This window comes from Ammonicoccus luteus (assembly GCF_050880385.1).
Lineage (GTDB): Bacteria > Actinomycetota > Actinomycetes > Propionibacteriales > Propionibacteriaceae > Enemella.
Map to the genome: position 1 here is coordinate 42,816 of NZ_JBNZCI010000005.1, position 21,357 is coordinate 64,172.

Sequence of the window (21,357 nt, forward strand, 5' to 3'; positions counted from 1 at the left end):
TCGGCGGTCGCGGCGGGGCGGGCGTGGTTCGCCGGCAGGGCTACATTGGTCCCGTGTACTGGCGCCAGATCAAGCGAATCGTCCGCCGTGTCGTTCTGGCCGTCTTCGGAGTGCAGCTGGCCACAGCGATCACGCTCCTCATCATCGACAGCCGCCGCAAGAAGGAGCGCGCTCCGGTCGTCTTCCCCAAGTCCGATCCCGTGCCCGTCACGGCCGGCGACTCGGACATCACGGTCTACACCTATGGGCAGGACCTCTACACCGACATGCTCAGGGTCATCGACCACGCGTCCGACCGGATCTATTTCGAGACGTTCATCTGGAAGAACGACCCCATCGGTCGCTCTTTCAAGCGGGCGCTGATCCGGGCGGCCAACCGCGGCGTCGCCGTCTACGTCGTCTTCGACGAGTTTGCGAACCTCGTCGTCCCGCGCCGGTTCTTCCGTTTCCCGCCCAGCATCCACGTCAAGCACCATCCGCTCATCGTGGGCGGCTGGGGCTTCTGGCATCCGCGCAACTCCGGGCGGAACCACCGCAAGCTCATGGTGGTCGACGGCCGGGTGGCGTTCACCGGTGGCTACAACATCGGATCGCTCTATGCCACCGACTGGCGCGACACGCACGTCCGCGTGACGGGTGAGGCCGTGGGCGAACTGGAGAACGCCTTCGTCGACTATTGGAACCTCTGGGGCAACCGCCGCCATCCCGAGCTGGAGGACCCCAAGCACCGCACGTGGGACTCGCCCATCCGCGTGCACCGCAACGTGCCGCGGCAGCTGATCTATCCGATTCGGTACATGTACCTCGACGCCATCGACCGCGCCCAGGCGCGCGTCTGGCTCACCCACGCCTATCTGATCCCCGACGACGATCTGCTCGGGGTCCTCATCGGGGCGGCCCAGCGCGGGGTGGACGTGCGGATCATCGTTCCCGAGCGGTCCAACCACATCGTCGCCGACTGGGTGTCGCGGGGTTACTACCGCGGCCTGCTGGAGGGGGGCGTACGCTTGTTCCTCTATCAGGGCGCCATGGTGCACGCGAAGACCGCAGTCATCGACGACCAGTGGTCCACGGTCGGCACCGCCAACCTCGACCGGCTGTCGCTCATCGGCAACTATGAGATCAACCTTGAGGTCACCGACCATGAGATGGCGGAGAAGATGGCCGAGGTCTTCCGGCTCGACCTCACCAACTGTCGGGAGTTGACCCTCGACGAGTGGGTCCAGCGGCCCATCATGGTCAAGTTCTCCGAGGCGATCCTCAAGCCGTTCAGCCCGTTCCTTTGATCAGTAAGCACCCTCCTGGCCCGGGTTCAGTACGCCCCGCCTCGCACGTTGCCCGGGTTCGGTCACGTCCCCCGGGTTCATAGAGCTCCTTGCCCTGGTTCAGTACGCCCCGCTCGCACATTGCCCGGGTTCGGTCACGTCCCCCGGGTTCATAGAGCTCCTTGCCCGGGTTCAGTACGCCCCGCCTCGCACGTTGCCCGGGTTCGGTCACGTTCCCCAGGTTCATAGCTCCTTGCCCAGACTGGAACCTGAGCAAGGAGCCACGTAAGTGGGGAAAGTGACGAAACCCGGGCAACGTGGCCTCAGGGCAACCGTGGGATAGGGACCCGAGCAGAGCGCCCCGAACGGAGGGGGCCCGAATCCGGGCCAGCATGGGCTCGCCCCACGGGCAAGACACCACCCCCGGGCGTTCGTCCGCGTGGACCCTCGGTTGGGGCAAGAGGTGGCCGGGTTGCGTGGCAGCAACATCCTGCTGCTCCCGTCCTGGATGCCTGTGCGAGCCGCACGCAGCCCAATCGTTACCCGAAATTGTCGACATAGCGTCGATCTGTTCAGAGGCTGCCGCTAAATTGATCACATGGGCATTATCTTTTGGATCATTATCGGCCTCCTCGCCGGAGCAATCGCCAAGTTCATCATGCCGGGCAAGCAGGGTGGCGGCATCATCGTCACCATCATCCTGGGCATCATCGGCGCCTTCGCCGGTGGCCTCATCACCAACCTGCTCATGGGCAACGGCTTCCAGTTCACACCTGAAGGTGGCTTCTTCTGGACGCTCCTCGTAGCTGTCATCGGCGCGCTGATCGTCCTCTTCATCTATGGCAAGGTCACCTCGGGCAGGGGCCGCGCTGCCTGACCCTTCGACAACCAGAACAGCCCGTCCCCGAAAGGGGGCCGGCTGTTTGCTTTCCACCGGGCTGCCAAGCAACCCGACCTGTTCACACCAAACGCCGGTCCGTCGCCCACCGCGTCAGCTGATGGCGGTTGGACAACTGCAGTTTCCGCAGCACGGACGAGACGTGGGTCTCCACGGTCTTGATGGAGATGAACAGTTCGCGCGCGATCTCCTTGTACGCATAGCCCCGCGCGATCAACCGCAGCACCTCCCGCTCCCGGTTCGACAGCCGATCGAGGTCCTCGTCGATCGAAGCGACCTCGATCGAATCGGAGAACGCGTCGAGAACGAAGCCCGCCAGCCGCGGTGAGAACACCGCGTCGCCGTCGGCGATGCGCCGAATGGCATCCACCAACTCCTCGGCGCTGATGGACTTCGTCACATAACCCCGTGCACCGGCGCGGATGACCCCGATGACATCCTCGGCCGCATCCGACACCGACAGCGCAAGGAAGCGGAGATCGGGCATGGTCGCGTGCACCTGCTTGATGACCTCTCCGCCACCGCCACCCGGCAGATGGACGTCCAGGAGGACGACGTCCGGCGTACTCCCCTTGATCGCCGCCACCGCTGTCGCGACATCCTCGCCCTCCCCGACGACTTCCACGGCTTGGCCGATCTCCGCTTTCACACCCGATCGGAACATCGCGTGGTCATCGACCACCACGACACGCAGGGGGCGGTCGGTGGACGGGGCGGTCTCTCCGGGGCCGAGCGAATCTGGCTGGGGCAGGTCGGTCGTCATCTCTTCATCTCCAGTCGTACTTCTGTGCCGTCCTCCGCGGACGAACGGATCCGGGCAGTGCCGCCGTGACGTTCCATGCGCCCGATGATGCTGCCCTTGACACCCATTCGATCATCCCCGATCTCGTCGAGGTCGAAACCCTTTCCGCGATCCCGGACGAAGATCTCGACAAGTCCCTCGTCAACCTCCGCAAAGACGTCGATCCGAGAGGCACCCGAATGCTTGGCCGCGTTCATCATCGCCTCACGGGCGGCGCGGATCATGGCGGCGAGGTCCTCGGTCAGGTCACAGTCACCGACGCACACGACCTCGACGGGCACGCCCCGCTCGTCATCCACCTCCGCGGCCGCCGCGGTCAGCGCCGCCTTGAGAGTTTCCTCGCGGAGAACGTCGCCATAGAGATAGGTCCGCAGTTCCCGCTCCTGCTTCCGGGCCAGCGTGGCGACCGTCCGCGGATCGTCCGAACGCTTCTGGATCAGCGCGAGAGTCTGCAGGACCGAGTCGTGGAGATGAGCGGCCATGTCGGCACGCTCATCGGCCCGCACCTTCTCCTCGCGGGCCTGTTGGAGGGCTTGGCGCGACCGGTACGCCCACGGGGCCACCACCAGGCCTGTCCCCGCCAGCGCCAGACCGGTCATCCCCAGAACCCGGGGCAATTCGGCCAGGCCGGCCTGGGAGGCGATGACCATGCCGACGGCGGCGCCGACGAGCCCCAGTCCGAGGATCGTGCGCACCAGGGTAAGCAGGCGTCCGCGGGCGACGAACGGTCGCAGCCACGCGGGCCCGGCGGTTTCCTCCCGCCAGTTGGCGTCGGAGTTGTCGGCGGTACGCCACACCAACGCGACCCCGGCGCCCGCGAACGCGATCGGCCAGAAGATCCTCGCCGACAGGCCCATGCCGCTCGCCTGCACGAGCCAGATCAACCCGACCGAGAGCAGGCCGAGCGCGGCGACCGCGCCCAGATCGGTGGCCCGGCGGGACTTGTCGACGGTGCGCATCTGCGTGCGGTCGTGCGACTCCAGTCCGGGTGCAGCCTCGGGTTTCGGCGCCGCCGGCATGATGAGCCACAGGACCGCGTACACCACCAATCCCACGAACTGCACCAGCGCCAGGGCGACGAACCCCACGCGCAGGACCATGACCGGCCAGCCGAGGTGGTCCGCGAGGCCGGTGCAGACACCGCCGACCCACGCACCCTCAGGAATCCGGTGGGCGCGCGCCCGTTTCGGCTGGTCGTCCTCCGCGCTCGCCGGGCGATCGGCGGGGGGTGTCGGCGGTTCCGCCGCTTCTGCAGGCACGACCACGCGCGCCGGCAGCCGCTGATCGAGTTCAGCGCTGCCGACGACGTCGGAATCGTCAGGAGCGGCCATGGTGCTTCAAGCCTCACACGAGACAGGTCACCGGCCAACCGGGACCTCCCTGGTGAACCCCTGATCCGCCGGGGCGAATCGGAGGCTCGGGCGCCAATCGGGGTCTCCCCCGATGGTGTCGGTTGACCGATGCGGGGAGGATGGTGGACATGGAGCCCCTGACCGAGCTGCGACGCAGCGTCACCGACCGCAAGGTCGCCGGTGTGTGCGTCATGCTCGCCGACCGATGGCGGGTCGACCCGCTGCTGGTCCGTGTCGCCGCCCTGCTCCTCGCGCTGTCGAGTGGCATCGGGCTCGTGCTCTATGCCGCTGCTTGGGCGGTGGTCCCGCCCGAGGGAGCCGAGCGTGCTCCGATCGACTCGATTGTGCCGGGGGTGCGCCGCCTCGGCCTGAAGGCCGGCATCGCGCTGTTGGTCGTGGCCTGCATCGTTGCCGCTGCCCTGGTGGGGCACGTGGCACCCTTCGGCATCGGCCCGGCATTGGTGATCGGTGCGGTGTGGTATTTCGGGTGGTATCGGCCAGAACAGCAGCGGCGTGCCGTCGCACCGAGGACACCGGAACCGCCTCAGCTCTCGGCCCGGCCGTTCGCTGCGCAGACGCCGTTCACGGAGGCCGCCGCCGCCTGGCAGCTGCGCATGCAGCAATATCTGGCGGAGCAGGCCGGACCGGCCAACCCGTCACCACCGACCACCGAGCATGACCCCGGCTATTCCCTCCAGGCCTATTTGGCGCATCCGGATCCGGTCGGGCTCTATCAGCCCACTCCGCCGCCGGCGCCGCAGCAGCCTCTTCCCCAGCAGCCCCCGGCGCAACCGCAGCCCGCCGCAGCGCCGTCGCCCCACGAGCCTGACAAGGTCGCTGTGGTCGCGGCCCAGCGGAAGCGCCGCGGACGACGCACCTGGCGGCTTCAGCTCGTGGGCTGGGCCTTGGCGCTGGCCGGCATCGGCACGGTGGCCGCACTCGACCAGTCCATGAACCTGCCGTTCTTCGCCTATCCGGCCGCGGTGCTGCTGGCGGTCGGGATCACGATGATCATCGGCGCTTGGGTCCCGAGGCCACGGGGGCTCGTCGTGGTGGGCGCGCTGCTCGCCGTGCTGATCGGTGGTGCTGCCGCACCGGTCCCCGAGACCCCCCAGTCGAGCGTCGCCTATTCGACCGTCGCCGAGCTGCCGGCAGGGGTGACGGCCCACGACGCCGGTGAGCATGTTGCAGACCTCTCCGCGGTGCTTCTCGATGGTGACGCCACCTATGCCGCAGCGGTCGATGTCGGCCGTCTGACGATCGTGGTCCCGCCGGACACCAACGTCCGCGTCGTGTGGGCCGTCGACGTGGGCGAGGCCGACGTGCTGGGTCTCTATGTCGGCAATGGCTTCGACCTCGGTGACACCACGATCAGCCAGGGAACCCAGGCCAACGGCCCGACCCTGACGATCGAGGCCCGCGTCGGGCTGGGCCAACTGGAGGTGAAACGATGAAGGAGAAACAGCACACAGCCTCGCAGCGGCCGGCTGTCGACAGGTTCTCGCTCGTGGTGGGTCTCCTGTTCTGCAGCTTCGCCGGTGGCGCGCTCTATGCGGCCCTCGGCGGAAACCTCGACCCGCGCGTGTGGAACGTGGCGTTACCCGTGTTCCTCGTCGCACTCGGGATCATCGGACTCGTTTTGGCCCGACGCACCTGACCCCAAACCCGAACCCCCATCCGAAAGGAACCATCATGAACAAGAAGCTCGAACGGTCCACCACCGACAAGATGCTGGGTGGCGTCTGCGGCGGCCTGGCCGAATATCTCGGTGTCGACGCGACGATCGTCCGCATCATCACGGCGGCCATCGTGCTGCTGTTCACCGGCGTCGGCCCGATCGCCTACATCCTCGCCTGGGTTCTCATCCCTGCTGCCAGTGGCAAGGCCATCGCCGGGGACTGGACCCAGAAGGCGACGAATTGGTACAACACCCAGCAGGCCAACAAGCAGGCCGGCCAGCCCTATGGGCAGAACCGTGTCCACAACCCGGAGGACCTGCGCTGATCCACGTACTAGCGCAGGGCCGACGGACCAAAGGTCTATTAGGCCCGCGGCAGTGCCATTAGGCCCGCGGCAGTGCCATTAGGCCCGCGGCAGTGCCATTAGGCCCGCGGGGGCTGCATCGAGCACGCGTTGCAGGGCGTGCCCATTGCGGCTCCCGCGGGCCTACTGCGGCTCCGGCGGGCCTATCGCGGCTCCGGCGGGCCTATCGCGGCTCCGGCGGGCCCAACCCGGCTCCCCCGGGCCCAACGCGGCACCAACGGACCTCTCCACTCACTCCCACTCGATCGTGCCCGGCGGCTTCGAGGTCACGTCGAGGACGACGCGGTTGATGTCCCGGACCTCGTTCGTGATGCGGGTGGAGATCCGTTCCAGCAGTTCGTAGGGCAGGCGGCTCCAGTCGGCCGTCATCGCGTCCTCGCTCGAGACCGGACGCAGGACGACGGGGTGGCCATAGGTACGCCCATCACCCTGCACGCCCACCGACCGCACATCGGCCAGCAACACGACCGGGAACTGCCAGACGTCGCGATCGAGACCGGCTCGGGTGAGTTCCTCCCGCGCGATGGCGTCGGCATCGCGCAGCAGGTCCAACCGCTCGCGGGTCACCTCGCCGATGATGCGGATCGCGAGACCGGGGCCCGGGAACGGCTGGCGCCAGACCATGGCCGCCGGCAGACCCAGCTCTTCGCCGACCGCGCGTACCTCATCCTTGAACAGCGTCCGCAAGGGCTCGATCAGCGTGAACTGCAGGTCGTCCGGGAGGCCACCCACGTTGTGGTGGGACTTGATGTTGGCGGTGCCCTCTCCCCCGCCGGACTCCACGACATCCGGATAGAGCGTGCCCTGCACGAGGAAGTCGACCCCTTCGTGAGCCGCCACGTCGCGCGCAGCGGCCTCGAACGTGCGGATGAACTCGCGGCCGATGATCTTCCGTTTCGTCTCGGGGTCGGTCACGCCGGCGAGATGGCCGAGGAACTGATCCGCCACGGACGCCACGATCAAGCGCACGCCGGTCGCCGCCACGAAATCCTGCTCCACCTGCTCGGCCTCGCCCTTGCGCAGCAGCCCGTGGTCGACGAAAACACACGTCAGCTGGTCCCCGACCGCCCGGTGCACCAGGGCCGCGGCGACCGCGGAATCAACGCCACCGGACAGGCCGCACAGCACGTGCTTGTCGCCGACCTGCTCCCGGATCGCCGCGATCGAGTCCTCGACGATGTTCGCCGCGGTCCAGTCGGGACGGAGTCCTGCAATGTCGAACAGGAAGGCCTCCAGGACCGCTTGGCCGTGCTCGGAGTGGCCGACCTCGGGATGCCACTGCACGCCCGCCAGACGGCGCTCGACGTCCTCGAAGGCCGCGACAGGCGCCCCGCCCGTGCGGGCGAGCACGGTGAACCCCTCGGGCGCGGCCGCGACGGCATCGCCGTGGCTCATCCAGATGTTCAGCGTGGCGGTTGCGTCCACTTCCGCTGCCGCGAGTTCCTCGGGCACGCCGGCCAGCAGGGTTCCGCGTTCGGCGACGACCGCCGGCGTCCGCCCGAACTCCGACAACCCTGTCTTCGCCACCTCGCCGCCGAGGGCGGCAGCCATCGCCTGGAAGCCATAGCAGATCCCGAACACGGGGACGCCGGCGGAGAACAGCGCCGGGTCCACTTGCGGTGCCCCGGCGGAATAGACCGAGGAGGGCCCACCGGACAGGATCACGGCCGCGGGCTTGCGGGCCAGGATGTCTGCCACCGAGGCGGTCGACGGCATGATCTCCGAATAGACCCGCGCCTCGCGGACGCGGCGGGCGATCAACTGGGCGTACTGGGCTCCGAAGTCGATGACGATCACCCGGTCGTGATCGGCCACCACTTCTGCAGCGAGGTCGGACATGACGGGCAGTCTAGAGCGCCCGCCGATCCTCACCGTGGGCTGCGGAATCGTGGACTCACCCGGCGGCACGACGCCCGGTGCTCAACTCGACCACGAAGGCCGCGTCACCGTGTCGGATCGTCCAGGCCTCGTCCGTCGAGGCGGTGACCCAGGGGCTCGCGATGCGTTCGGCGAACCGTTGGTCGACCTCGTCCGCGTCCTGGGTCAACGGCCCGTCGGTGGCATAGGTGAGCACTCCCTCGGTCGGTGAGTGATAGCGAACGACATAGCCGCGGGGAATGCCTGCGATCGTGCCCAGGTCGATGGCGCCCACCTCGCTGTCGGTGACGGCGGTGACGAAGCTGTCGAAATCACCCCAATGATCCTCGGTGCCGACCTCCGCGATCCACACGTTGCCGGCGCCGCCCTCGGCGACGAGATCGTAGGGCGCGGTCAGCCCGGCCGGATTGGGGCGCGACACAGCCCAGCGCGTCGGGCGATGGGACCAGAGGGCCACATAGCCCTCACCCTTGCGCGCGACGGTCCAGGCGCCGACACTGCGCACCTCGTCAAAGTGCTGCTGCGGGAAGAACGCGTGCGTGAACGGCTGGTAGTTCGCGTCCGGGTCCGTGTTGCCGGCCGCCGGGAACCGGGGCGCATAGATGTTGATCGCGACGGCACCGACCTGCCCGGTGCGCGGCATGGTCGCGGAACCGTTCCAATAGAGGTCGTCATCGGCCCAGCGCCCGCGGTCCGCGTTCCCCGGGTGCGTGGTGAACACGACCGCGTCAGCACCGAGCGTGGCCTGCCAGGCGTGGTATTGCCGTCCGAGGCAGCCGGCGCGATAGTCCTGCACGCTCGACAACGACACTCCGTGCGAGCGCCAGGTCACCGTGTGCGCCTCGCTGAGCAGCCCGGCGTTGATCTGGCAGCCGAGGGCATAGGAGACGTGCTGCGCGCCCTCGGCCGTGGAGGTGCCCGGCTGGCGCAGCAGGGGTGCGACCGGAGCGAACAGGTCACCGCGCCAGAGCTCGTGCTCGCGGATCGCCTGCATCGACAACGGCACGACCTGCCACGCCGTCATCGCCCCGCGGTCCCACCAGAACGCGAGGGCCTCCGGGTCGGTGAACGACGTCCCGGGCGGCGGCATCGGGTTGGCGGTGACCGGTTCGGTCGGGTCGAGCGCGACACCCATCCGCTGTTTCGTCACGCTGGTCGCCGGCTCGAGCGCGATGTGCTGGAAGACGGCCGGGAGGCGGTATTTGCTGGCCGTGGCCAGCAGCAGCGCACCGAAGTCGACCCACGGCGCGTAGCCATCGGGGTTCGTGTCATAGAGGAAATGGATGATGTCGCGCGTGTTCTGGTCGGCGGCGCGCGACTTGTCCTTCATGTAGGACCGGCCGTGCGTCGTGCCGAAGTTGCCCTCGACCTGGGCCATCGCGAAGTCGAGGAACAGGACGTCGAGCAGCGCCCGCGCACGGGCCGCCAGCGGCTCCTCGGCGTGCTCGGACAGCAACAGGAGCGCCTGGACGTCCTCCGGGTAGTAGACGTCCGAGTGCCACTCGGAAAACCCCCAGCGGGCCTTCTCGTCGAGCCAGGCGGTGAGGCGTGCGCGGCCGCGGTCGGCATGGGTACGCCCGGATTCGCCGCTGATCGCGAAGGTCTCGTCGGGCAGGGCACCGCCCGCCAGGTATTCCAGTGTGTGCACGATCAGTCGGTGGTTCTCCGACCAGAACCACTTGTGGTCGACCTCGCTGCGGTCGTCGCCGCGGGGATTGGCGGCAGGCGGGAGGGGATCGGTGTACCAGTAGCGAAAACCCAGCAGCCGCTGCTCGAGAGCCTGTCTGGTCGCAGGCGCGAGCGCGTCGCCGTGGCTCCGCCACAGCAACCAGAGCCGCATCAGGTCGAAGTCGGAGGTGTCGACGTGCCGATCGATGCGGTCGAACTTTTGCTGCAGATCGGCGGGGGTGAACTCGGCGGCGTCGATGCGGAACCCGGGGTCCCGGTCGGCCCGCCCCAGCGCCGCCAGGATGCTCTCGGGATTGCGCCGGTCGAGGGTCTCTGTGGCATGGCGGAGATAGCCGCGCTGGCGCTCCTGCCAGGCATCGACGGCCACGAACCCGTCCGGCGGAGGCGGGGGCGGCGGTTCCGGCGCCGACGGCGTGCAGGCCGCCAGCAGGAGCAGGGTGAGGACGATGAGCCCCGCGACCGCGCCCCTGACACGGGGACGGGTCGCTGCGGGGCTGGGTCTCCGCGTACTCTCCACGAGGCCCCAGTCAACCAAGTCCGCCCAAGAGAAACCGGACGACGAGATGAACGCGCGGTGACCTCCGGTCCATGCGTTTGTGCAGCACCCGGAATGGGCGTCCACATCACGGACAGGTTTGGCTCCAATAGGGCCATAGGTGTTTCCTATGGCCATGACTATCTATGACGACGTGACCCAGCTGATCGGCCGGACCCCGCTCGTGCGCCTCAACCGTCTGGTCGGGGACGCGTCGGCTACCGTGCTCGCGAAGCTCGAGTTCTACAACCCCGCCAACAGCGTGAAGGACCGCATCGGCGTCGCGATGATCGACGCGGCCGAGCAGTCCGGCCAGCTGAAGCCCGGCGGCACCATCGTGGAGGCAACCTCCGGCAACACCGGCATCGCCCTCGCCATGGTCGGCGCTGCTCGCGGTTATCGCGTGGTCCTGACCATGCCGGAGACCATGTCGGCCGAGCGCAAGGCCCTCCTGCGTGCGTATGGCGCCGAGCTCGTGCAGACCCCCGGTTCGGAAGGCATGAAGGGTGCGGTGAACAAGGCCGAGGAGATCGGTGCCTCCGAAGGCGCCGTGCTCGTCCGCCAGTTCGCCAACCAGGCCAACGCCGAGATCCACCGCCGGACCACCGCGGAGGAGATCTGGAACGACACCGACGGCAAGGTCGACATCGTCGTGGCCGGCATCGGCACCGGCGGCACCATCACCGGTGTCGGCGAGGTGCTCAAGTCCCGGAAGCCCGAGGTGCAGATGGTCGCCGTCGAGCCCAAGGAGTCGCCGATCCTGTCCGGTGGCCAGCCCGGCCCGCACAAGATCCAGGGCATCGGCGCGAACTTCGTCCCGGAGATCCTGAACCGCGAGATCATCGACGAGATCGTCCCGCAGGACGCCCCCACTGCCGTCGAGTGGGCCCGTCGCGCCGCGACCGAGGAAGGCCTGCTCGTGGGCCTGTCCTCCGGTGCCGCGATCGCCTCCGCGGTGGAGGTCGCCCAGCGTCCCGAGAACGCCGGCAAGACCATCGTCGTGATCATCCCGTCGTTCGGCGAGCGCTATCTCTCCACCATCCTCTTCGAGGGGCTCAACGGCTGATTCTTCGTCATACCTCGGCAGGGCGTCACTCCATCGGGGTGGCGCCCTGTTGCTGTGCGCGGGGGCGTTCCGGGGGGGGTACGCCCGTACGCTGCGGTTCATGAGTCAGAAGAGCACACCTCCACCCCGCACGGTCGGGATCCTCGGGGCGGGCCGGGTCGGGGCGGTGCTGGGCGCGGCCCTGCGCGCCGCCGGGCTCGAGGTGGTGGGCGTGACGGCCCGCTCGGCGGCCAGCCGTGAGCGGACCGCGGCGCTGCTGCCCGGGGTGCCGGTGATGGACGTCGAGGAACTCGTGGCACGCAGCGAGTTCGTCGTGCTCTGCGTCCCCGATGATGCGCTGGCCGATTTGGTATCCGGTATCCGGTCCTGGCGCTCGGGACAGTGGGTTGCCCACGTGTCCGGGCGCTTCGGTGTCGACGTGCTGGACCCTGCAGCTCGAAGGGGCGCCGTGCCGCTGGCGCTGCATCCCGCGATGACGTTCACCGGCACCGACGCGGACCTCGCTCGGCTGAGCGACTGCTGCTTCGGTGTGACAGCGTCCGACGCCGTGCTGCCGGCGGCGCGGGCTTTCGTGCGGCGGTTGGGGGCCCGACCCGTGGTGATCGCGGAGACGGACCGGGCGCTCTATCACGCAGCACTCGCCCACGGCGCGAACCATCTGGTCACCCTGGTCGCACAGGCCCGCCAACTCCTCACCTCAATGGGCGTCGAAGAGCCCGGAGAGGTGCTCGGCCCGCTGCTCCGCGCCGCGCTCGACAATGCACTCGTCCGGGGCGACGACGCCCTGACCGGTCCCATCGCCCGCGGGGATGCCGGGACGATCGCCGCCCATGTGGTGGCCGTCGGGTCCCGCGCCGACACCGCTGATGTGCTGCCCACCTATGCCGCTGCCGCGCGCGCCAGCGCCGAGCGCGCGGCGTCCTCCGGGCGACTCGGGGCGGAACGGGCCGCTCTCCTGCTCGCTGTGCTGGCCGCCGACCATGCCTGAGGGCGACACCGTCTTCCGGTCCTGCGCGCTGTTGCACCGCACGCTGGCCGGGCAGGAACTGACCCGTGCGGAACTGCGAGTGCCGCAGCATGCCACGGCCGACCTCATCGGGATGACCGTGCGGGAAGTCGTCGCGCGCGGCAAACACCAGCTCACGCGACTGGATTCGGGACTGACCCTGCACACGCACCTGCGCATGGACGGGACGTGGCGGGTGGTGCGCGTCAGTGAGCGCCCGCCGGGTCCCGCGCATCAGATCCGGGTCGTGCTGGGAACCGCTGCGTCACTCGCGGTCGGACTGCGGCTGCCGGTGGTGGAATTGCTGAGCACGGCCGACGAGGAGTCCGTCGTCGGACATCTCGGGCCGGACCTGCTCGGCCCCGAGGGCTCCCCCGGGGGCTGGGACGAGACCGAGGCGCTGAAGCGGCTGGGCGCGGACCCGCGGCGTACGATCGGCGAGGCGTTGCTCGACCAGCGCAACCTGGCCGGCATCGGCACGTTCTATCGGGCGGAGATCTGCTTCCTGCAGGGGGTTCATCCGCGCACCCCGGTCGGCGAGGTGCGCGAGCTGACCCGGTTGGTGCGCAGGGTGCGGCAGCTGCTGCGGGCCAATGTCGACCGGCCGACGCAGGTCACCACCGGGGTCGACCGGCGCGGGCAGCGGGCGTGGGTGTTCGAGCGGCCCGGCAAGCCCTGTCGCCGCTGCGGGACCCTGGTCCAGGTCGAGGAGTTCGGGCCGCTGGGCAAGGAGCGGCTGAGCTATTGGTGCCCGCACTGCCAGCCGCGGAACTGAGACCGACGTCGCTCAGCCGTCCCGGCGCTCCGCGGCGATCCGCTCGTGGTGCCGGACGACTTCCTCGACGATGAAGGTGAGGAACTTCTCGGCGAACTCCGGATCGAGCCTGGCATCGGCCGCCAGCGCCCGGAGCCGCTCGATCTGGCGCTGTTCACGGTCGGGATCCGCGGGCGGCAGCCCGTGGGTCGCCTTGAGCTCCCCGACCCGCTGGGTCACCTTGAACCGCTCGGCGAGAAGGTGGACCAGCGCCGAGTCCATGTTGTCGATGCTGCCCCGCAGGCGCTCGAGCTCCGCCCGGACCTCGCCCGCGGTCACGACAGCACGACCTCGACCCGCTGGAACTCCTTGACCTCCGTATATCCGGTGGTCGCCAGCGTCCGCCGCAACGCGCCGACGAGGTTCATCGTGCCGTCGGCGACGTGGGAGGGGCCGAGGAGGATTTCCTCGAGCGTGCCCAGCGCGCGGAACTTCGTCCGCTCGCCCCGCGGCAGCGAGGGGTGCCAGGCCTCCGCGCCCCAGTGCCAGCCCCGGCCCGGCGCGTCCGTCGCGCGGGCCAGGGGCGCACCGACCATGACCGCGTCCGCCCCGCAGGCGATGGCCTTGGCGATATCACCCGAGCGTCCCACGGCCCCGTCGGCGATCACGTGCACATAGCGGCCACCGGATTCGTCCAGGTAGTCGCGCCGCGCCTCGGCGACGTCCGACACCGCCGTGGCCATGGGGACCGAGATGCCGAGGACCTCCTGCGTCGCGTGGGTCGCTCCGCCACCGAAACCGACGAGCACCCCGGCGGCACCCGTGCGCATCAGGTGCAGCGCGGCCTGATAGGTGGCGCAGCCGCCCACGATGACCGGCACCTCGAGGGAATGGATGAACTCCTTGAGGCTGAGCGGTTCGACCACGCTGGAGACATGCTCCGCCGACACGGTCGTCCCCCGGATCACGAAGAAGTCCACCCCGGCTGCCTCGACCGTCTGGGCGAACTCGGCGGTGTTCTGCGGGGACAACGAACCCGCGACGGGCACGCCGGCCTCACGAATCTGCCGCATCCGGGCGGTGATCAGCTCGGACTGGATGGGCTCCGCATAGAGCTGCTGCATGCGCCGGGTCGCCTCGATGTTGTCCTCGATGGCCGCGATCTCGGTCAGCAGGGGGCCGGGATCCTCATAGCGGGTCCACAGACCCTCGAGATTGAGCACGCCGAGGCCACCGCACCGACCGACGGTGATCGCGGTCTCGGGCGACATGATCGAGTCCATGGGTGCCGCCAGCATGGGGAAGTCGAACTCGACGGCGTCGATCTTCCAGGCCAGCGACACCTCTTCCTGGCCCCGGGTGCGTCGGGACGGAACGATCGTGATGTCGTCGAAGTTGAACGCCTGTTTGGCCCGCTTGCTGCGGCCGATGTCCTGCATGCTCAGCTCTCTCGCTCGGATCTCTCGCTCAGTCCTTGGCCGAATAGTTCGGCGCCTCGACGGTCATCTGGATGTCGTGCGGGTGGGATTCTCGCAGACCGGCCGAGGTGATGCGGACGAACCGGCCCTTCTCGTGCAGCTCGGGGATCGTCGCGGCTCCGGTATAGAACATCGACTGCCGCAGGCCGCCCACCAACTGATAGGCCACCGCGGCGAGTGGGCCGCGATAGGGCACCTGACCCTCGATGCCTTCGGGCACGAGCTTGTCGTCGGAGGTGACGTCGCCCTGGAAATAGCGGTCCTTGGAATAGGAGGCCTTGCGGCCGCGGGCCGCCATGGCACCCAGCGAGCCCATGCCGCGATAGGTCTTGAACTGCTTGCCGTTGATGAACGTGAGTTCACCGGGCGATTCCTCGCAGCCCGCGAGCAACGACCCGAGCATGACGGTGTCCGCGCCGGCAACGAGGGCCTTGGCGATGTCCCCGGAATACTGCAAACCGCCGTCACCGATGACCGGCACCCCGAATTCGCGGGCGGCCCGCGCGGCGTCGTGGATGGCGGTCACCTGCGGCACGCCAACGCCGGCGACCACCCGCGTCGTGCAGATCGAGCCCGGACCGACGCCGACCTTGACACCGTCGGCCCCGGCCTCGCACAGCGCCTTGGCGCCGGCGAAGGTCGCGACGTTGCCGCCGATGATGTCCACGCCGGCGGCGAGCGGTTCCGCCTTGAGCCGGCGGATCATGTCCATCACCCCGTGGGAGTGGCCGTGCGCGGTGTCGACCACCAGGCAGTCGACGTCCTGCTCGACGAGCGCCATCGCGCGCTCCCAGGAGTCGCCGAAGAAGCCGATCGCCGCGCCCACGCGGAGGCGGCCCTGGTCGTCCTTGCTGGCCATGGGGTATTTGTCGGACTTCACGAAGTCCTTGAGCGTGATCAGACCGGTGAGCCTGCCGTCGGAGTCGACCAGCGGGAGTTTCTCGATCTTGTTCTTCGCGAGCAGCGCGAGGGCCTCCTCGGGCGGGATTCCCACGCGGCCGGTCACCAGCGGCATCGGTGTCATGACGTCCTGGACCAGCCGGCCGGGGTCGGTCTCGAAGCGCATGTCCCGGTTGGTCACGATGCCGAGCAGCATCTGGTTCTCGTCGACCACCGGCACACCGGAGATGCGGAAGTGTCCACACATCTCGTCCACCTCGCCGATCGTGGCCTGGGGCCCGACGGTGATCGGATCGTCGATCATGCCCGCCTCGGACCGCTTGACCTGGTCGACCTGCGTGGCCTGTTCCTCGATCGGCATGTTGCGGTGCAGGATGCCCATGCCGCCCTCGCGCGCCATGGCAATCGCCATGCGGGCCTCGGTCACGGTGTCCATCGCGGACGACAGCAGCGGGACTCGGACCGAGATGCGCCGTGAGACCCGAGAGGTGGTGTCCGCGGACGACGGGATGACGTCCGATTCGTTGGGCTGCAACAGCACGTCATCGAACGTGAGCCCGATCTGCTCGAATTTCCACGGCACGCCCGCAGGTGAGATTTCGTTCGACACAGAGAGCCTTTCGCGCATGGACTTCCCGGGACAGACCGTCATGCTACTCGGGCACGCGAACCGCGGCGCCGCAGTGACCAGAACCGGACCGCGGCGGCGTCAGCGTTCGAGTGCTGCGGAGAGCGCCGAGGGCAGTGTCCAGTGCGAGAACTCGAAACCTGACTCGAGGAGCTTTCCCGGCACCATGCGGTTGCTCGCGAGCAACGCCTCCTCGACGAGTTGACCACCGAAGATCGCCCGCAACGCAGGCAGCGGCACCGGCAGTTTCGTCGGCCGGCCCAGCTGGCGGCCCAACTCCGCGGTGAACTCTGCGTTGGTCACGGGACTGGGCGCTGACAGGTTCACCGGTCCGCTGATGTCCTCGGTCAGCACATGCGCGACGGCATTGACCCAGTCCTCCAGCGCGATCCAAGGCAACCAGTGCTGTCCATCGCCCATGGGGCCGCCGAGGCCGAGCCGGAACAGCGGCAACTGCTTGCCCAGAAAGCCACCTGCCCGATCGAGGGGGAGGCCGGTGCGCAGGTGCACCGTGCGCACGCCCGCGTCCGCCGTCGCGGCCTCCCACTGGCGACACAGATCCGCGAGGAAACCGGTGCCCGCTGGAGCGGTCTCGTCGATGACATGGTCGCCCGTCGAGCCATAGAAACCGACGGCCGAGCCTGACAAGAACAGCGCGGGCCGGTCCTCGGCGGCGATGAGGCGCGCAAGCGTGCGGGTGGCACGGACGCGAGACGCGAGCAGTTCGCGGCGCCGTGCCTCCGACCACCGACGGTCCGCGATGCCCGCGCCCGACAGGTTGACAACCGCATCAATGTCAGTGAGACCCAGCGATTCGATGAACCCGGCTTCCGGGTCCCAGCGGCGCTCCAGAGGAGATCGCGCCGGGCGTCGCACCAACCTGATGATCTCGTGCTCGCCCTCGAGTCGCTCCACGAGAGCCGCACCGAGGAACCCGGACGAGCCACTGATCGCAATGCGCATGGTCATGCTGCCTGTGCCGCCTTCGCTTCCGCTGCATCGTCGGGTGCCGGCTCACGGACGATCTGAAGCCGGGATGAGTTGACCCAGAATATCCACGCCAAGGCGATGCCCAAGAGATAACCGGGGATGGGACGAAGCGAGAAATATTCCAGGCCGCCTTCGACCACGACGAAGGCGATCATCACGGCCACGAATCCTCGAAACATGCGATTGCCATAGCGCAGCAGACCGAGATAAATGCCTCCCCACAGCAGATACCACACATGATATCCCGCCCCACCGAACGCCAACGCGGTGAACGACCAAGCCAACCAGCGCAGCGGATAGTCCCGCCAGCCCCGATCGTCGTCCGGCACTTCTCCCCCGGGAACGACGTGCACCGACCGCGGCCGGATTTGCCGCCGACCGACTCGATCGGCGAAGAAATAGCGCCATGCGATCACGGCGCCCGCAAGCACGCTGGTGATGGTCGCGACCCGGGAGAGAAACGGCAGCAGGCCGTGCCGGATCCCGATCGCATTGATCACCGGGCCGATGAACTGTTCCACCATCGACGCCGGTGACATCCCCCACGTGCTCTCGTGAATGCTGGTCGCCTTGGCCCAACCGAGGAATTCGTAGCCGATCGCGAACGACACTCCCACGAAAACGCCGACCGCGATCGCGAGAGCGGCCACCGCATGCACCGCCATGGCGCCCACCCGGCGCCCCAGCGAAAGGTGCTTGAGCCGCCCGGCCACCGGCAGCAGACCGACCGCAATGGCGGCTGCGATGCCGGGCTGTTTGAAGGCGGCGCCGACACCGACGAGGGCCGCACCGACGAGCATGCCGGACACCCCGAAACGCAAGGCCAGGAAGACCGCGACCAGCACCAGGGCGACCATCCACGCGTCGTTGTGCACCCCGCCCACGAAGTGGAGGATCAAGAGCGGATTGAGGACCGCGAACCACTTGGCGAGCTCGGGATCGACTCTCAGCAACCGGGCGAGACGGGGCACGAACGCGACGATCACGACAACCGCCAGGACGGCCGGAATCCGCATCGCGATGACCGACCACCAGCTGTGGTATCCCGTCAATTCGACGACCAGATATTGCACCAGCAGCGCGGCCGGCGGATAGACGGCCGTGGTGTTCGACCACACCCAGTGCACATTGTCGGCGAACGGCCCGCCGGCCTCGGTCAACCCAACCTGATATGGGTCGAATCCCTGGCTGATGATCCAGCCCTGGTCGGCATAGAGAAATGCATCCGAGGAGAACACGGGTGGTGCCAGCAGGATCGGCAACGACCACAGCGCGAGGATCAACCCGTGGTTGAGCCGCAGGTGCAGGGCGGGGCGGAGCTTGAGCCAGGCCCAGAAGAGCAGTGCCAGACCGACGACCATCAGGACGCGGCCCACCTGGAACTGCAGCACCCAGCGCAGGGCACGCAGCGCGCCGACCCGGTCCAAATGGTGATTGGGCACGAAACCCGGAGTCATCACGGCGACCGCGATCAACAACATGGCCAGCATCCCGAGGAGGACCCCGGGTGTGCGCAGCGTCGTCCCGACGGCCCCCGATCCGGATCGCGCCACGTTGTCCTCCCTCACCATCGGCCCCGATGCTATCCACCCCGACCGACAACGGCCTGACCCAGCGGTTCACCGACGCGAACCGTAGCCGTAATGCAACCCCGAACCCTCGTGGTGGGCAGAGAAAACGGCCGAGGCCCCCGCCCGAAAAGGGCGGAGGCCTCGGTTTTTCGAAGCAGATTCAGCGTCAGTGGGCGTGGCCCGCGTGCGCGTCCTCTTCCTCCTCCGGCTTCTCGACGACCAAGGTCTCGGTCGTCAGGAGCAGCGCGGCGATCGACGCCGCGTTGGCGAGCGCGGACCGGGTGACCTTGACGGGGTCGAGGACACCGGCGGCGAAGAGATCGCCGTATTCACCCGTCGCGCCGTTGTAGCCCTGGCCCGGCTCGAGCTCGGCGACCTTGGCCACGACGACGTAGCCCTGCTCGCCGCCATTCTCGGCGATCCAGCGCAGGGGCTCCACGACGGACTTCTCGACGATGCGAACACCGACGCGCTCGTCACCCGAAAGCCCGAGTCCGTCCTTCAGGACCCGTGCGGCGTGGATGAGAGCGGAGCCGCCACCGGCGACGATGCCCTCCTCGATCGCAGCGCGGGTGGCCGAGACTGCATCCTCGATGCGGTGCTTCTTCTCCTTGAGCTCGACCTCGGTGGCCGCGCCCACGCGGATCACGCAGACTCCGCCGGCGAGCTTGGCAACCCGCTCCTGGAGCTTCTCGCGGTCCCAGTCGGAGTCGGTCCGCTCGATCTCCTGGCGGAGCTGAGCGACCCGGCCCTCGACCTCGGAGCTGTCGCCCGCACCGTCGACGATCGTGGTGTTGTCCTTGGTGACGACGACGCGCTGTGCGCGACCGAGCACTTCGAGCCCGACCTGGTCGAGCTTGAGGCCGACCTCGGGGGCGACGACCTGGCCGCCGGTGAGGATGGCCATGTCCTCGAGCATCGCCTTGCGACGGTCACCGAACGCCGGGGCCTTGACAGCCACGGAGGTGAAGGTGCCGCGGATCTTGTTGACGACCAGAGTGGACAGCGCCTCACCCTCGACGTCCTCGGCGACGATGAACAGGGTGCCGGAGGCACCGATGACCTTCTCGAGCAGGGGGAGCAGGTCGTTCATCGAGGAGATCTTGCCGGCGTGCAGCAGGATGTAGGGATTCTCGAGCACCGCTTCCATGCGCTCGGGATCGGTCACCATGTAGGGCGACAGATAACCCTTGTCGAACTGCATGCCCTCGGTGAACTCGAGCTCGGTGCCGAAGGTCTGGGACTCGTCGACGGTGATGACGCCGTCCTTGCCAACCTTGTCGAACGCGTCGGCGATGAGGGCGCCGATCTCCTCGTCGCGCGAGGAGATCGTGGCCACCTGGGCCATGTCGGAGGTGGTCTGCACCTCGCGCGCGGTCCGGGCGAGCTCGGTCTCCACGGCCTGGACGGCCGCCTCGATGCCCTTCTTCAGGGCGATCGGGTTGGACCCGGACGCGACCGCGCGCAGGCCCTCGTGGACGAGCGCCTGGGCCAGCACGGTGGCGGTGGTGGTGCCGTCACCGGCGACATCGTTGGTCTTGGTGGCGACTTCCTTGGCGAGCTGGGCGCCGAGGTTCTCATAGGGGTCATCCAACTCCACGTCGCGGGCGACCGTCACACCATCGTTGGTGATGGTGGGCGCACCCCACTTCTTGTCCAGCACGACGTAGCGGCCCTTCGGGCCGAGGGTGACCTTCACGGTGTTGGCGAGGATGTCGACACCGCGCTCCAGCGAGCGGCGGGCCTCCTCGTCGAACTGAAGGATCTTGGGCATAGGTGTCAGCTCTCCTTGGGGGTCGTCACTTGGAGACGACCGCGAGGATGTCGCGGGCGTTGAGGAGCAGGAGCTCCTTGCCGTCGTACTTCACCTCGGTGCCGCCATACTTCGAGAAGATCACGACATCGCCCTCGGCGACGTCCATGGGCACGCGGTTGCCGTTGTCATCCACGCGGCCGGGACCGGTGGCGACAACCTGACCCTCCTGCGGCTTCTCCTTGGCGGTGTCCGGGATGACCAGGCCGGAGGCGGTGGTCTGCTCGGCTTCGAGCGGCTGGACGAGGACGCGGTCCTCGAGCGGCTTGATCGTGACTGCCACGTCAAACACCTTTCATAGTTTCAAAGGTTTCAAAGTTCGTTTCCGAGCCCGGGGCGTCGTCGCGGGTGCCGTCCCAAGCGTTGGCACCCACCGGGGGCGAGTGCCAGACTCGACACTATCGCGCCGTTAGCACTCGATCAAGCGGAGTGCCAAGCACCTGTTTCGGAAGGCCTTTCCCAGTCTCGGCAGTAACGAAACAGCAACTTTCACGCCTTCCGCAAAACCCCTAGCCACGGGAGGGATCCGAAGCAGTGATCGCGCCCATTCCCGGCGGAATCGACTCATCGCCACCGAGTGGCCGGCCGGTCCGCCGTTATGGTCGACGAAACGGGACTCCTGCGCACTCCCGCCGCCGAGGGCGCCTGGGGGCCGTTTGAACGAGCCGGCACCCAGTGGAGGACCAACT

Annotated in this window: 19 protein-coding genes; 8 read left to right on the top strand and 11 right to left on the bottom strand. The window is 68.2% G+C overall.

The features are described 5' to 3' along the window. The first annotated feature begins 53 nt into the window (after positions 1-53). Positions 54-1,286 carry a phospholipase D-like domain-containing protein gene (locus ACQ260_RS12335; RefSeq protein ID WP_432559753.1) on the top strand — a complete coding sequence of 411 codons (1,233 nt, stop codon included), beginning with the start codon at positions 54-56 and terminating at the stop codon, positions 1,284-1,286. Positions 1,287-1,863: 577 nt separating this feature from the next. Further along, positions 1,864-2,142, top strand: coding sequence for a GlsB/YeaQ/YmgE family stress response membrane protein (locus ACQ260_RS12340; protein ID WP_432559754.1), 279 nt, complete (start codon positions 1,864-1,866; stop codon positions 2,140-2,142). Positions 2,143-2,224: 82 nt separating this feature from the next. Here the strand turns inward: ACQ260_RS12340 and ACQ260_RS12345 are convergent, their stop codons facing one another. Both ACQ260_RS12345 and ACQ260_RS12350 read right to left on the bottom strand, forming a co-directional pair. Beyond that, complete coding sequence (locus ACQ260_RS12345; RefSeq protein WP_432559755.1) at positions 2,225-2,926, bottom strand: response regulator; 702 nt, start codon at positions 2,924-2,926, stop codon at positions 2,225-2,227. Beyond that, positions 2,923-4,296, bottom strand: a complete 1,374-nt coding sequence (locus ACQ260_RS12350; RefSeq protein ID WP_432559756.1) for an ATP-binding protein — start codon at positions 4,294-4,296, stop codon at positions 2,923-2,925. Before ACQ260_RS12350 ends, ACQ260_RS12345 begins: the two co-directional genes overlap by 4 nt. A 149-nt stretch (positions 4,297-4,445) precedes the next feature. On the opposite strand from ACQ260_RS12350, the gene ACQ260_RS12355 reads away from it, so the two are divergent. Genes ACQ260_RS12355 through ACQ260_RS12365 form a run of 3 tightly spaced genes read left to right on the top strand, consistent with a single transcriptional unit; the run spans position 4,446 to position 6,321 of the window. Next, complete coding sequence (locus tag ACQ260_RS12355; RefSeq protein WP_432559757.1) at positions 4,446-5,771, top strand: PspC domain-containing protein; 1,326 nt, start codon at positions 4,446-4,448, stop codon at positions 5,769-5,771. Continuing rightward, positions 5,768-5,974, top strand: coding sequence for a hypothetical protein (locus tag ACQ260_RS12360; protein WP_432559758.1), 207 nt, complete (start codon positions 5,768-5,770; stop codon positions 5,972-5,974). Before ACQ260_RS12355 ends, ACQ260_RS12360 begins: the two co-directional genes overlap by 4 nt. Positions 5,975-6,009: 35 nt before the next feature. Beyond that, the gene (locus ACQ260_RS12365) at positions 6,010-6,321 is read left to right on the top strand and encodes a PspC domain-containing protein (protein WP_432559759.1); all 312 of its coding nucleotides are present in this window, start codon (positions 6,010-6,012) and stop codon (positions 6,319-6,321) included. Positions 6,322-6,591: 270 nt separating this feature from the next. On the opposite strand, the gene guaA is transcribed toward ACQ260_RS12365, so the two are convergent. Both guaA and ACQ260_RS12375 read right to left on the bottom strand, forming a co-directional pair. Beyond that, entirely contained in the window at positions 6,592-8,199 is a 1,608-nt protein-coding gene (gene guaA / locus ACQ260_RS12370; RefSeq protein ID WP_432559760.1) for a glutamine-hydrolyzing GMP synthase, read from the bottom strand. Between the two features lie 55 nt (positions 8,200-8,254). Continuing rightward, complete coding sequence (locus tag ACQ260_RS12375) at positions 8,255-10,444, bottom strand: hypothetical protein (protein WP_432559761.1); 2,190 nt, start codon at positions 10,442-10,444, stop codon at positions 8,255-8,257. Between the two features lie 154 nt (positions 10,445-10,598). Between ACQ260_RS12375 and cysK the strand changes: the two genes are divergently transcribed. The 3 genes from cysK (at position 10,599) to ACQ260_RS12390 (ending at position 13,309) form a co-directional block, all read left to right on the top strand. Beyond that, on the top strand, positions 10,599-11,528 hold the full coding sequence (gene cysK / locus ACQ260_RS12380) for a cysteine synthase A (protein WP_432559762.1): 930 nt from the start codon (positions 10,599-10,601) through the stop codon (positions 11,526-11,528). 100 nt (positions 11,529-11,628) lie between these two features. Continuing rightward, the gene (locus ACQ260_RS12385) at positions 11,629-12,516 is read left to right on the top strand and encodes a Rossmann-like and DUF2520 domain-containing protein (protein ID WP_432559763.1); all 888 of its coding nucleotides are present in this window, start codon (positions 11,629-11,631) and stop codon (positions 12,514-12,516) included. Further along, on the top strand, positions 12,509-13,309 hold the full coding sequence (locus ACQ260_RS12390) for an Fpg/Nei family DNA glycosylase (RefSeq protein ID WP_432559764.1): 801 nt from the start codon (positions 12,509-12,511) through the stop codon (positions 13,307-13,309). The genes ACQ260_RS12385 and ACQ260_RS12390 overlap by 8 nt, the downstream gene beginning before the upstream one ends. 12 nt (positions 13,310-13,321) lie before the next feature. On the opposite strand, the gene ACQ260_RS12395 is transcribed toward ACQ260_RS12390, so the two are convergent. The 7 genes from ACQ260_RS12395 to groES form a co-directional block, all read right to left on the bottom strand. Then, a complete protein-coding gene (locus ACQ260_RS12395) occupies positions 13,322-13,627 on the bottom strand; it encodes a chorismate mutase (protein ID WP_432559765.1) in 306 nt (101 codons plus the stop codon). Continuing rightward, positions 13,624-14,727, bottom strand: coding sequence for a GuaB3 family IMP dehydrogenase-related protein (locus ACQ260_RS12400; RefSeq protein WP_432559766.1), 1,104 nt, complete (start codon positions 14,725-14,727; stop codon positions 13,624-13,626). Before ACQ260_RS12400 ends, ACQ260_RS12395 begins: the two co-directional genes overlap by 4 nt. A gap of 28 nt (positions 14,728-14,755) precedes the next feature. Continuing rightward, positions 14,756-16,294, bottom strand: coding sequence for an IMP dehydrogenase (gene guaB, locus ACQ260_RS12405; RefSeq protein ID WP_432559767.1), 1,539 nt, complete (start codon positions 16,292-16,294; stop codon positions 14,756-14,758). An 81-nt stretch (positions 16,295-16,375) separates the two neighbouring features. Continuing rightward, positions 16,376-17,263, bottom strand: coding sequence for a TIGR01777 family oxidoreductase (locus ACQ260_RS12410; protein ID WP_432559768.1), 888 nt, complete (start codon positions 17,261-17,263; stop codon positions 16,376-16,378). Further along, positions 17,260-18,837 (bottom strand): polyprenol phosphomannose-dependent alpha 1,6 mannosyltransferase MptB, encoded by a 1,578-nt coding sequence (gene mptB, locus ACQ260_RS12415; RefSeq protein ID WP_432559769.1) that lies wholly within the window; start codon positions 18,835-18,837, stop codon positions 17,260-17,262. The genes ACQ260_RS12410 and mptB overlap by 4 nt, the downstream gene beginning before the upstream one ends. 184 nt (positions 18,838-19,021) lie before the next feature. Continuing rightward, entirely contained in the window at positions 19,022-20,629 is a 1,608-nt protein-coding gene (gene groL, locus ACQ260_RS12420) for a chaperonin GroEL (RefSeq protein WP_432559770.1), read from the bottom strand. A 25-nt stretch (positions 20,630-20,654) separates the two neighbouring features. Beyond that, positions 20,655-20,951 (bottom strand): co-chaperone GroES, encoded by a 297-nt coding sequence (gene groES, locus ACQ260_RS12425; RefSeq protein ID WP_432559771.1) that lies wholly within the window; start codon positions 20,949-20,951, stop codon positions 20,655-20,657. Positions 20,952-21,357: the final 406 nt, after the last annotated feature.